The sequence below is a fragment of the Paenibacillus taichungensis genome (assembly GCF_047302525.1).
Taxonomy (GTDB): domain Bacteria; phylum Bacillota; class Bacilli; order Paenibacillales; family Paenibacillaceae; genus Paenibacillus; species Paenibacillus taichungensis_B.
The window spans coordinates 56,720-69,054 of sequence record NZ_CP168020.1; the positions used below are offsets into that span (position 1 = coordinate 56,720).

Consider the following 12,335-nt stretch of genomic DNA (forward strand, 5'->3'; position numbering starts at 1 on the left):
GCCCAGACTAATGTTGGGCTCTTTCAACCTCTAGAAATACCTCTGTACAGTTCAGGAAGGCCCTGCAATGGCGCTGCGGACAAATCCGTCAGCCAGATCAAGTCTTCGCTGAGCTTCCACGGCGTCCACGCCTGCCATCAGTATGACGATTGCCGTTTTTACATGACCGTCTGCACCGGCAAAAGCCTGTTCAATATCCGCTTCGTTCGCTCCGGTTGCCAGATGGATCATGCGTTTGGCCCGATGGACAAGCTTCTCGTTCGAAGGGTTCAGATCGACCATGAAATTACGGTAAACCTTGCCCAGACGAATCATGGCGGTAGTGGTGAGCATGTTCAGAATCATTTTCTGGGCGCTGCCGGCCTTCATACGTGTTGAACCCATGACAACCTCCGGGCCGACAACAGCTTCGATGCTCACATCAGCCAAAAGGGTCATCGGCGTACCTGCGTTGTTACTCAGGCTGATTACAGTAGCTCCGATCTCCTTGGCGTGTCTCATCGCACCCAGCACATATGGGGTTCGCCCACTGGCTGCAATGCCGACCACGACATCGTTTTCGTCTAATCCATGTTCATCAAGGTCCGTAGCTCCCAATTCCTCGCTATCTTCAGCACCTTCAACCGGGTCCTTCACTGCCCGGAATCCCCCTGCAATAATACCCTGCACCATGGAGGGAGGGGTTCCGTAAGTAGGCGGGCATTCCGAAGCGTCAAGTATTCCCAATCGTCCACTGGTACCTGCGCCTACATAAAACAGCCTGCCGCCAGACTGAAAGGCCTCCAAGATCAGGTCCGCCGCTTGGGCAATGACCGGAATCAGGGGCTGAATGAGCTCCGCAATCCGTTGATCTTCCTTATTAATTAACTCCATAATTTCTGCCGAAGGCAATTCATCTATATGATCCGTTAGTGGATTGGGTTGTTCCGTTAGTAGTGAGTTCAGCATGTGATTCATCCGTATGGCCTCCTTCTCTCTTTTAAAATGATTCATTCAGGGAACAGCGTTTTCTTGCCAGTTGTGCTGCACCAATCGCTGAAGCGGGGGCATCTTCACGATATACAAAGTCCAACTCTCCATAATATCCCGATAACTTCTGGATAAATGTATTTCGGAATAGTGCAGCGTATCGAAACAGTGATCCGGACAGGACAACCTGAGTAGATGCAAATTCGGGATGACGAGCAATCAGCGCCTTGGCGGTATCTGCTAATTGTGCAGCTTCATCGATAATCAGTGCCCGAGCGGCCTCATCCCCAGATTCAGCAGCTTCTATAGCAAGACGGGCGATGGATGCTGTCTCGGTTTTGCCCCAATCTGTCTGGTACACCCGTGCCTTTAACTCCGATATATCCCGAAGGTTCAGTTGTTTTAAAAGAAGCGGGGTTAAACGGGTTGGAGGAAGAGCACCGTCATAGCTCTGCATAACCACTTGGAGTGCACGCTGCCCAATACGATAGCCGCTCCCCTCATCTCCGAGCAGATGACCCCAGCCTCCTGCACGGTATCGCTCTCCTTCCAGCGTAAATCCATACACGATGGACCCTGTTCCAGAGATGCACAATACACCGTGAGTATGTCCGAGAGAGGCCATCAGGGCTATCTCTCCTTCGGATACAACCCAGACCGGACAGCCTTCTGATCGCTGTCGATTACTACTCTTCATATAGTTATTTACTGCGTCGGCTATAAGTTGCCGTTCTTGGATCGTATCTACACCTGACATGCCGAGGCATATACCTTCACAATTTGTCGATAAATCACTTTTTAGATTAAATAGCTGTTCCAGCACTCGTTGCAGTTCGGAAAGGGCCTGTTCAGTTGATACGCTGTGAGGATTCGTGGGACCGCCGCTGAACCGGGCGAGAATTTCGCCAGACTCAGAAATGATTGCTGCATCAGTATTGGTACCGCCTCCATCTACGCCTACATATACTCGCAAAGTGGCTCACCTCGATTGCTTGAGTTTTCTTTTTACATAGTATAGAGGCATGAAATGAAAAAGTAAAATTAAATTTTATAATAAAAAATAATATTGAATTTTTATTTCATAGCTCATATAATGAACTCAATCTACAATTTTGGAAGGAATTAATACTGTTAATGTTAACTAAGTTGACGTTAATATTGCATTTAAGAGATTAATCCTGCGTACGTTCAGGTCTAATCCATAAGGGAGGTGCATTTTCCTTACTGCCACGCTCAATAGTCTGTTAAGCCGTTTAAGGATGGATGATTTCAAAAGGGGTAGCATGGTTAGGCAATGCAATTATCGGGAGACGACACGCGAAGGAGATGAAGGGATGAAAAAGAAGGGTCTGGTATGGGCAATGTTGTTGATGATGGTCTGGGTTACTGCCTGCGGGAATAGCGGGGGCGCTGCTTCAGATGATCCCAATGCGGAAGATACGGTGACCGTATGGACTTATCCAGTACATGGGACATATGAAGATGAACTGAAGGATCTGATCGTTGATTTCAATAAAGAAAACCCGAACATTACCGTGAAGACGGAAATGCTCTCCTGGGCGGAAGGGCCCAAAAAATTCGATGTCGCTCTGAACGCGGGCAACCCGCCGGATCTTTACTTTCATAGTGTAGACGGCACGTATGTGAATACAGGATTGGCACTTGAGCTGGACAGCTACCTGACACCTGAGATCAAGGATGACTATCTGCCAGGTACGCTTGAATTAGGCCAGATCCAAGGGAAACAGTACGGACTGCCGTTGTATCAATTCCAATGGGCATGGGGTGGCAACAAACGCATTCTGGAGGAAGCGGGCATTGACTGGAAATCCATTCAGCAAAATGGCTGGACCTGGTCCGAATTCAACGCTGCCGCAGCCAAGCTGACCAAAACGCTGGATGGCGGGGCTAAACAATATGCACTGGTTACCGATGGAACCTCGCTTGATTTCATTGAAATGCTGTCCCGAAACAACGGCATGATTGACGTTCTCGACAAAGCTGGCACGTTCCAATGGAATGATGGCCGCATTCTGGATACTCTCTCTTTTATCAAAAATCTGATGGATCAAGGTTATATGCCGAAGGAAACGGCTGCTCTTGCTCCAGCAAAACGGACGGATATGTTCTACGCGGGTGAAACGGCGATCATCTCCAAAGCGATTCCTTATTATGATGTGATGATTCAGAACCGCAACAAGGATATTGATGATGGCAAGGTACAAGGGGAGAAAATTGATTTTGTCCTGCTGCCTGTACCGCATAATGACGATCAATCTGCGGCAACAACGATGGGCGGGGAAGGGTATGTAGCCTTCAAACAGAAGAAGGACAAAGGCGAACAGCATGCCAAAAATACGTTCCTGGTCATGGAGGCGCTCAGTGGTGCCAAAGCAGGGAACTCGGCCAATGAACTGGCGCTTCCATTCGTAAGACAATCCCAGGTGGATCTGTTTAAAGGAAAAGAACTTGGTCAACCGGATAATCTGGATGCTGCGAAAGTAATGGCAGAGAATATCGCTATGCCGGTTGTACTGGAACTGGATATCGACAAAGCATCACAGCAAAAACAATTCAAGGAACAAGTTGTGAAGCCTAACATTCAGGCGCTGTTCTCGGGTGAGAAGTCACCGGAGCAGATCGCAGAAGACTTCAAGAACAAAGGCCAGCAGATGTTTGGACAATAACTCGGACAATAAAACATAACGCAAAACCACACTGATTAGGAGAGGAGGATTCGCCATGCAGACCGCCCTTGCGCCAAAACCGTCTGTGCCCCGGACTTCCCGGGTTGCCCGGTTTTGGCGAGACTACGGGTGGGCGTATTTGTTCATTTTGGCGCCTGTCCTGCTGTTTCTCATTTTCACACTGTATCCCGTTCTGACTGCTCTCGTGATGAGCTTCCAGAAATACAACATTATGAACTCGACGTGGGTTGGATTGGATAACTACGAGCGTTTGGTGAAAGATGAGACGTTCTGGAAGTCGATTAAAAATACACTCATCTTTACTGTGGGTACGGTACCGGTCAATATTCTCATTACATTTGTACTGTCCTACTTCATCTTTCAGATGAAAAGCAAGTGGCAGACGTTCTTCAAAGCAACATTGTACCTGCCTGCGGTAGCATCAGGGGTAACCATCTCCATCGTATGGCTGGCGATCTTTGACCCGACGGATTCGGGATTGCTGAACCGCTTCCTCGGCCTGTTCGGCCTTGATCCGGTGATCTGGCTGGGCCAGTCGGGAACGGCACTCTTTTCACTCATTCTGATGAACTGGCTTGGATCGCACGGCGCGGGCATTATTCTGTATCTGGCAGCCATGGGCGGTATTCCGAAATCGCTGTACGAAGCGGCGGATATTGATCATGCCAGCGGCTGGACCCAGTTCAGCAAGATTACATGGCCGCTCCTCAAACCAACGACGTTGTATCTGCTCGTTACAGGTGTGATCACGTCTTTCCAGGTGTTCATCTCGGTATATCTGATGACACAGGGTGGACCGAACTTTGCGACAACAACGATTGCCTATCTGATCTATGAGACGGCATTCAAGTTCTATGAGTTCGGATTGGCTTCTGCACAGTCGTTTGTATTGGCGATTATCATCATTGTCATCTCCGTCATACAGTTCAAATATTTCTCCAGCGATATTGAGTATTAAGCATCCGGGGGTGAATGAAATCCATGAAATCAACACAGAAAAAGACACTGCTTGTCGTTGCATCCATTCTGCTGGTGGTCTGGGCACTGGTGACGGTCATTCCGATGTACTGGATGCTGGTCGGTTCGGTGCAGGATAGTGCGATGTCGGCTTCCTTCAAACCGCAGATGATCCCGGAGCAGCTGTCGTTATCACCATATGAGCGCTTTTTTGCCAAAACTGATGCCTGGCGCTGGCTGTACAACTCGCTGCTCATTTCGGTCATTCTGACCGTGACGAATGTGTTCTTCGCCTCCCTGGCGGGATATGCGTTCGCCAAACTGAAATTTCCGGGAAGTCAGGCCGTATTCTGGACCTTGCTGGGGACGATGATGATCCCGGCACAGGTGACGCTCATTCCCTTGTACATTCTGATGGTCAATGTGTTTGATCTGGGGGATACGTACACGGCCATTATTCTGCCTGCTGCCGTCAGTGTGGGCAATATTTTCTTGATGAAACAGTTCATGTCAACGCTGCCCACATCACTGATTCATGCGGCACGTATTGATGCATGCAGTGAGTTCGGCATCTTCTGGAAAGTGATCCTGCCGATGGCGAAGCCAGGGATCGCGGTGCTGGCGATCTTCACGTTTGTAGCTTCATGGAATGAATTTTTCTGGCCATTCCTGATCACTAATTCCAACGAGATGCGCACCGTTCAGGTGGGGCTGGCTTCGTTCGTATTTGCCGAATCAACGGACTTCGGCGCAATGATGGCAGGGGCAACGATTGGTGCGCTGCCGATGATCATTCTATTTTTCTCGCTGCAACGTTATTTCCTACAGGGCATTACGATCGGTGCGGTAAAAGGTTAACTCCTATATATGTTCAACTAAACATTTACACGATAACGGAGAGGACAGAAATAACCTGAAGAAGCGAAGGCGTTCGCCTAAAAGCTTTCTAAAAGAAAGCTACATCGGAAGCATATGCTATCACCGGATTTCCCCTTTTCATAAAGGAATCAAAGAAATCTGGGGATAACAGCGATCGGAAGGTTGTTCTGTCATCGGAGTGCCAGTGTAAATATTCGTTAGTTGAACTTATATAGTTCAGGACAAGCGACAACGTAAAGGGGGATCTACCTATGGCACGCGTGGAGTTTCGCCAAGTGCGCAAAGAATTCAAAGACGATCATAAAGGAACGTTCACGGCTGTCGCCGGCTCGGACTTTGTTATAGAAGATAAGGAATTCGTGGTTTTTGTGGGTCCTTCGGGCTGTGGCAAGACGACGTCACTGCGGATGATTGCGGGACTGGAAAAACAGACGAGTGGCGACATTGTCATCGGGGAACGGGTCGTGAACGATCTGCATCCGAAGGACCGCGATATCGCGATGGTATTTCAGGATTATGCGCTTTATCCGCACATGACCATCCGTGAAAATCTGTCCTTTGGCCTGAAAAATCTCAAGAAGCCAAAATCCTATATTGATGAACAGGTACAGAATGCTGCCTCCATTCTGGGGCTGGAGGCGATGCTGGAGCGCAAACCGCGCGAGCTGTCTGGCGGTCAGCGCCAGCGTGTGGCGGTAGGGCGTGCGATCGTCCGTGATCCGCAGGTATTTCTGTTCGATGAGCCACTCTCCAATCTGGATGCAAAGCTGCGGGTGCAGATGCGGGTGGAATTGGGTGAGCTGCATAAGCGGCTCGGTGCCACAATTGTATACGTCACGCATGATCAGGTGGAGGCCATGACACTTGGGGAGCGCATCGTGGTCATGAATCATGGAGATATTCAGCAGGTGGCTTCACCGAAAGAATTATATGCGAGTCCACGTAATATGTTTGTTGCCGGATTTATCGGTTCCCCAGCGATGAATTTCATTGATGCCCGGATTGAAGGCACGCAGGTTGTTGTGGAGGGGGCATCATTCACCCTGCCAGAGGATGTACTCGCTCGTCTTCAGAGCTATCAAGGTAAACCGGTGATTATGGGTCTGCGTCCAGAGCATATTTTTGGTGACGACGTCGCTCCGAATATTCCGACAGACCATATGCTGCAGGCGCGGGTTCAGGTTGTAGAGCATTTGGGCTCCGAGAATCTGGTGTATTTCCATTCGGGTGCCCGTACCGTTACGTCCAAGGTTCACCCGGAAACACATGCTTATGTAGGAATGGACAAAAATTTTGTGCTGGATCTGCGTAAGGCGCACTTTTTTGACCCAGAGACGGAACTGGCGATTGGACGGGAATAAGAAGCGAGCTGGATGAGGAAGGAACTGCAAGAAAGGGAGTGTGGAGATGCGTAAGCTGAGTGAAGTGTTGGTCAAGTCGGGGGCGGAAATATATCGGGATATTATTCCGGTGGCCCTATACAGTGTTGTCAGCTCCATCGTGCTGGTACCCATTCTGATGTTTGCCCCGCTGCCAATCGCGGTGCTGCTTTTGGCCGTGATTTATATGCCAATCCTGTTCGGTGTCAGTTATGCCGTACATCACAGGCTGGAACGCAAGGAACGCCGCAATGGGCTTAAGGATATCTGGAACGGAACGATGAGGGGATTCATCCCGGGAGGGGCAGTAGGTGTGCTTTTCGCCGTGCTTGGCTTCATTCTGTGGTCAACCTGGTGGTATTACGGCGGACAGGGCGGGATTACAGGCACAGCGGTGAGTATGTTCCAAACGTTCTTCGTCCTCATGGCGCTGATGTCGCAGTTCTATACCTGGCAGCTTGTTCTGCAAAAGAACATGGGCATCATTCAGGCGATGGGGGAAAGTGTGAAGCTATTCTTCCGTCATCCGGGGTACACGATGGGAGCCTGTTTTCAGGCGCTGTGTCTGACGGCTCTATTGATGCTGACGGTTGTTGGCTTCGGAGCGCTGTTCGCGGGCATGTTTGCCATCTATCAGCATAAGGTCGCCCTTAATGTGCTGGAACCGGAAGAGGAACCTGTCACATCTGGCGGCAATGACCACCAACATACGAGGTGGATAAGCCAGGGGAATGTGTGATGGGCGTAAGAACTGGAGTTGATCTTCTGTCGGGAGGATTCTCCCACCCATGGTTAACGGATGCGCGTATTGGCCTGATGACGAACCCCACTGGTATTACGGCCGACTTTGTTTCTACGGTGGATGTTTGTGCCGGATTGGCAGATGCCCAGCTTACTGCGCTTTATGCTTGTGAGCACGGTCTGGATGGTGAGCTCCAGGCTGGTGTCCGATTCGGGGATACGGTGCACCCACGTCTGGGCATCCCTGTGTTCAGCCTTTATGGGGAACACAAGAAGCCTACGCCTGCGATGCTGGCTGAGGTGGATACGGTGCTGTTTGACATCCAGGATGTGGGCGTTCGTTATTACACGTATGCATCCACTTTGTTCCACATGATGGAGGCCTGTGCCGAAGCAGGCAAACGCCTGCTGGTGCTGGACCGCCCCAATCCGCTGGGCGGGGATTCGGTGGAAGGGGGCCTGCTAAGCACGGGGTATGAATCACTCGTTGGCGCTTGGCGTGTACCTGTCCGCACCGGACTGACGGTTGGTGAACTGGCCCTGTTGGTGAACAGTGAGATGGACGTACCCTGCGAACTGGATGTAATTGCAATGGAAGGATGGCAGCGCTCCATGGAGTTTACGGATTGTGAGCTTCCCTGGATGCTGCCCTCTCCCAATATGCCCACGATGGACAGTGTGCGGGTGTATGCGGGTACTTGCCTGTTCGAAGGCACCAATGTATCGGAGGGCAGGGGCACGACCCGCCCATTTGAGTGGATTGGAGCACCCTGGATTGAGGGTGAACGACTGGCGGAACGCTTTCGGGAACACAAAATGGAGGGTGTGCATGTGCATCCGGTGTACATGTCGCCAACCTTCTCCAAACATGCAGGTGAGCTGTGCGGAGGTGTGAGGATTTTCGTGATAGACAGCAGGGCATTCCGGGCGGTAGATACAGGTCTGGTGCTTTTGCATGAACTGGCATCGCTCTATCCGGAGCAATTTCGCTGGTTGGAGCCGCCACAGCCGGGTTCCCGTTATTTTATTGATCTGTTGACCGGAGGCAGGAAAGTCAGGGATATCATTCATGACCGTGAAGAATTAGTACGCTTGATGGAAGATTGGAATGCAGAGGCAGAGGAATGGAAGGAACGGCGTAAGCCGTTTTTGCTATATCCATAAAGAGTGAAATTCATCAATAGAATGTCGTGTAATGTACGGATGATGTTTGTCATGGGGAGGAGGCGTGGAATGAGTGGGCCAAAAGAGATATACCCGTTGAAGCTGAAACAGATGACCCTGCGTGAGAAAATTGGACAAATGCTGCTTTGCGGCTTTCATGGCACCGAGGCTGCCGGTGATGTGCATGCTTTTCTGCGAAAGTATCCCATTGGCGGCGTAATCTATTTTGCACGCAACGTCGAGTCGCCGGAGCAGGTAGAGCGGCTATCGTCGGGGCTGCAACGGATTGCTGTCGATAGCGGTAATATGCCGCTCTGGATATCCATTGATCAGGAGGGTGGCATGGTGGCCCGGATTACCGAAGGGATCGCCCTGATGCCGGGACAGATGGCGATTGCCGCAGCAGGTTCCATCGAGGATGCATACCAGGCAGCCTATATCAGTGGGGTGGAGCTGAGATCCATGGGAATTAACATGAACTTTGCTCCGGTCCTGGATGTAAATAACAACGCCGCCAATCCGGTAATCGGTGTGCGTTCATTTGGGGAATCACCGCAGTCCGTGGCAGCGTATGGGGCCAGGAGCATTGTGGGAGTACAAGATGCTGGCATTTCAGCGACAGCCAAACATTTCCCGGGACACGGGGATACGGATACCGATTCACATCTGGATCTCCCGGTCATCACCCATGATCGGGAACGGGTAGAGCGTGTGGAACTGATTCCGTTCCGGGCTGCCATAGCGGCAGATGTCGATGCGATGATGTCGGCACATATTTATTTTCCGGCTCTGGAACCGGAGCGTCTGCCTGTAACACTATCGCGAGCCGTGTTAAGCGGACTGCTTCGCCAGGAACTGGGTTATGACGGCATGATTGTAACGGATTGTATGGAGATGGACGCGATTGCCGCCAACTATGGCACTGTCGATGCAGCTGTGATGGCGGTAGAGGCCGGCGCAGATCTGGTGTTGATCAGCCACACAGTTCATCTTCAGGCAGGAGCGTTTGAAGCGCTGCTGGCAGCCGTGCAGAGCGGGCGAATTAGCGAGGCCCGCATTGACGAATCTGTAACCCGGTTGCTGAAGTACAAGGCCAAACGAGGCCTGCTGGAGAAGGGAATGGGCACAGGTAATGATGAAGTGCACGGTTCGGTGTCGACTTCACTCTCCGCTGAGGCATCAACTGATCCAGCTTCATCGAAGCGCCAAGAGCGCAACCAACCGTTACACCAAGAGGTGGCTCGACGAATCAGTGAGAACAGTATCACGCTGGTGCGTGACCAACTGAACATGCTGCCTTTGAAGCCGGAACGTACACTGGTCATAACGGTTGCTACATCTGTGACAACGATTGCCGACGAACAGCTGACTCAGGTGGTTACCCTAGGCTCGGCTTTGTCGCACTGCGGTCTGGATGTGGTCGATATAACAGTCACACCAGAGGAAGTTGCCATTCGTTCTGCCCGTCTGCTTCAAGCTGCGGAAGAGGATGACATTCGCCAGATTGTGGTGGGGACGTATAATGCAGGCAGTGCCTCTGGTGATCCGCAGTGCAGGTTGATCGGCTGGCTACAGCAATTGGGCAAGCCGATCGCTGTTGTGGCGCTCCGCAGTCCCTATGATCTGCTTGCGATCCCGGAGGTACAGGTGTATGTGGCAGCGTACGAGAGTAGGCCGCTTGCCATGGATAGCGCCGCTCGGGCGCTGATGGGGGATATTCCTTTTGCCGGGAAACTTCCTGTATCCATTAAGTAGACAGGCATTAAATGACGAACGAGCGAAAGTATGATCCGGATTATGAAGACCAATATAGCAGAAGGGACGATCCTAATTGGACCGTCCCTTCTGCTATATCTAATGAATAATTACAGAATTATTGCAGATTCAGTGCCTGAGCTGTCTTAGCCTCGACTTCATCCATGAGCGAAGTCATATCCATGCCCGCATGATTGCCGAGCAGAATAATGGTAACATCATCTGTTAAATTACGTGAGAACGCTGTGGCAAAACCACCGCCGCTACCGTTATGGAACACGGTACGATTCTGATCGCTTTCCTTAAGAATCCAGGCATAGCCATAATTTTTATCCGAATACGGTTCATACATCTGCTCAATCGTACCCTGGCTCAGAATTTTGTCCGTGTACAGTGCCCGATCCCACTTCAGCAAATCATCCACAGTGGAGTAGATCGTCCCTGAACCTGATTGTGAAACATAATAAGGGGCAGGTACCCACTGCTTATTCTCCGAAACAAATCCGCTGGTCGTATGGACCTTGCGTGAAGCTTCTCCGGAGTTCTTCATGCCGAGTGGCTTCAGAATGGTCTGTTGTACATAATCGGCATAACTCATGCCAGACACTTGTTCAATAACATAGGCCAGCAGAACATAACCACTGTTACTGTACAAATAGGCACTACCCGGTTCGAATTTTAATGTTTTGTGCCGGATTTCCTCTACCGTTTCTTCCAATGAAGTGCCTTCACCCCTGCCAAAGGCGGATGGAATACCTGAAGTTTGGGATAACAGCATATGGAGCGTGATCTGATCTCCCTTTGGTATACCGGAGATGTACTTGGATATTGGATCTTGCACATCGAGCTTCCCTTTTTCCACCAAGCTGAGAATGGAGGCTGCGGTGAAGGATTTGCTCAGAGAGGCGATTCTGGTCTTCTGATCTGGACGATTCAGCGTCTGTTCATCCGCTAGTCCGTAGCCTTGGCGAAGAAGGACTTCTCCATTGCGGGCAATCAGAGCCATGCCTGGAAAATCAATTTCGCGCAAATAGCTGTCTACACTAGCGACTTGACTATTTAATAGGCTTACTTTGTCCGTCTGGATATTAACACTCATCTGCCCTGAGGCTGTACGTTGCACTTTAATATCTGCCTTGAGTGCATTGGCAAGCGCGCGGACAGGTAACATCAGGGTGCCGTTAATGGTGCGGGATTGCACACCGGAGGACAGGCGAACGTGATTAACTTGAATGAAGTCACTGCCAGCCTGGTGAACGAGCTTGTCTCGACCAACGGTAATCGTAGCCGTTTTGGTACGAGCTTCCCACTTCAAGGTGCCATTTACAGAGGTAACAACATCTCGCAATGGAACATACGTTGTACCTTTGAATACAAGGGGGGCACTTTTCCACGATTGCTCTTGACCATTCACTTCAATGTGAACTGTTTGCGTCTCTTGTGCTGCGGATGCCTTGAAACTGGCTTGTCCCATGATAGGGCCTGCACAAAGGATGAGAGCTAACAGAATACGGAACATAGATGAATATAATCTGGTAACAGGTTGTTGCACATGTGACTTGCGTAAGATTCGAATCCTCTCCTTCCAATCGTTTCATGGATAACCAGCTTATGAGATATTGTAAACGATCTCGAAGAGGGGGTCAAAACGGGGAATGAGCATCATTTTCTATTATCCTAACAAAAATAATGTAATTTCGATTCATTTTAGTATCCATACATAATATTTTTACTACGTTTGTCCGATAAAAAAGGGGTGAAGATGATGATGGGGGATATTTAA

At 50.3% G+C, this 12,335-nt stretch carries 10 protein-coding genes; 7 read left to right on the forward strand and 3 right to left on the reverse strand.

The annotated features are described in order from the left end of the window. Positions 1 to 51: 51 nt before the first annotated feature. Both murQ and ACDJ58_RS00440 read right to left on the reverse strand, forming a co-directional pair. Positions 52 to 957: an N-acetylmuramic acid 6-phosphate etherase gene (gene murQ, locus ACDJ58_RS00435; protein WP_413374589.1), complete on the reverse strand. Its 906-nt coding sequence runs from the start codon at positions 955 to 957 to the stop codon at positions 52 to 54. Positions 958 to 979: 22 nt separating this feature from the next. Beyond that, positions 980 to 1,942: an N-acetylglucosamine kinase gene (locus tag ACDJ58_RS00440; protein ID WP_413374591.1), complete on the reverse strand. Its 963-nt coding sequence runs from the start codon at positions 1,940 to 1,942 to the stop codon at positions 980 to 982. A 361-nt stretch (positions 1,943 to 2,303) separates the two neighbouring features. On the opposite strand from ACDJ58_RS00440, the gene ACDJ58_RS00445 reads away from it, so the two are divergent. The 7 genes from ACDJ58_RS00445 to nagZ all read left to right on the forward strand — a co-directional run bounded on the left by ACDJ58_RS00445 (position 2,304) and on the right by nagZ (position 10,552). Continuing rightward, on the forward strand, positions 2,304 to 3,656 hold the full coding sequence (locus tag ACDJ58_RS00445; RefSeq protein WP_413374593.1) for an ABC transporter substrate-binding protein: 1,353 nt from the start codon (positions 2,304 to 2,306) through the stop codon (positions 3,654 to 3,656). Positions 3,657 to 3,711: 55 nt separating this feature from the next. Continuing rightward, the gene (locus ACDJ58_RS00450; RefSeq protein ID WP_079348555.1) at positions 3,712 to 4,635 is read left to right on the forward strand and encodes a carbohydrate ABC transporter permease; all 924 of its coding nucleotides are present in this window, start codon (positions 3,712 to 3,714) and stop codon (positions 4,633 to 4,635) included. 23 nt (positions 4,636 to 4,658) lie between these two features. Continuing rightward, a complete protein-coding gene (locus ACDJ58_RS00455) occupies positions 4,659 to 5,492 on the forward strand; it encodes a carbohydrate ABC transporter permease (protein ID WP_062322342.1) in 834 nt (277 codons plus the stop codon). Positions 5,493 to 5,764: 272 nt separating this feature from the next. Next, positions 5,765 to 6,874: an ABC transporter ATP-binding protein gene (locus tag ACDJ58_RS00460; protein WP_413374595.1), complete on the forward strand. Its 1,110-nt coding sequence runs from the start codon at positions 5,765 to 5,767 to the stop codon at positions 6,872 to 6,874. 46 nt (positions 6,875 to 6,920) lie between these two features. Continuing rightward, positions 6,921 to 7,631 carry a hypothetical protein gene (locus ACDJ58_RS00465; RefSeq protein ID WP_413374597.1) on the forward strand — a complete coding sequence of 237 codons (711 nt, stop codon included), beginning with the start codon at positions 6,921 to 6,923 and terminating at the stop codon, positions 7,629 to 7,631. Beyond that, positions 7,631 to 8,797, forward strand: a complete 1,167-nt coding sequence (locus ACDJ58_RS00470) for an exo-beta-N-acetylmuramidase NamZ domain-containing protein (RefSeq protein WP_413374599.1) — start codon at positions 7,631 to 7,633, stop codon at positions 8,795 to 8,797. The genes ACDJ58_RS00465 and ACDJ58_RS00470 overlap by 1 nt, the downstream gene beginning before the upstream one ends. Before the next feature lie 69 nt (positions 8,798 to 8,866). Beyond that, the gene (gene nagZ, locus ACDJ58_RS00475) at positions 8,867 to 10,552 is read left to right on the forward strand and encodes a beta-N-acetylhexosaminidase (protein WP_413374601.1); all 1,686 of its coding nucleotides are present in this window, start codon (positions 8,867 to 8,869) and stop codon (positions 10,550 to 10,552) included. Positions 10,553 to 10,670: 118 nt separating this feature from the next. Here nagZ and ACDJ58_RS00480 read toward each other — a convergent pair whose 3' ends face one another. Continuing rightward, positions 10,671 to 12,026, reverse strand: a complete 1,356-nt coding sequence (locus ACDJ58_RS00480; RefSeq protein WP_413374603.1) for a serine hydrolase — start codon at positions 12,024 to 12,026, stop codon at positions 10,671 to 10,673. Between the last annotated feature and the right edge of the window lie 309 nt (positions 12,027 to 12,335).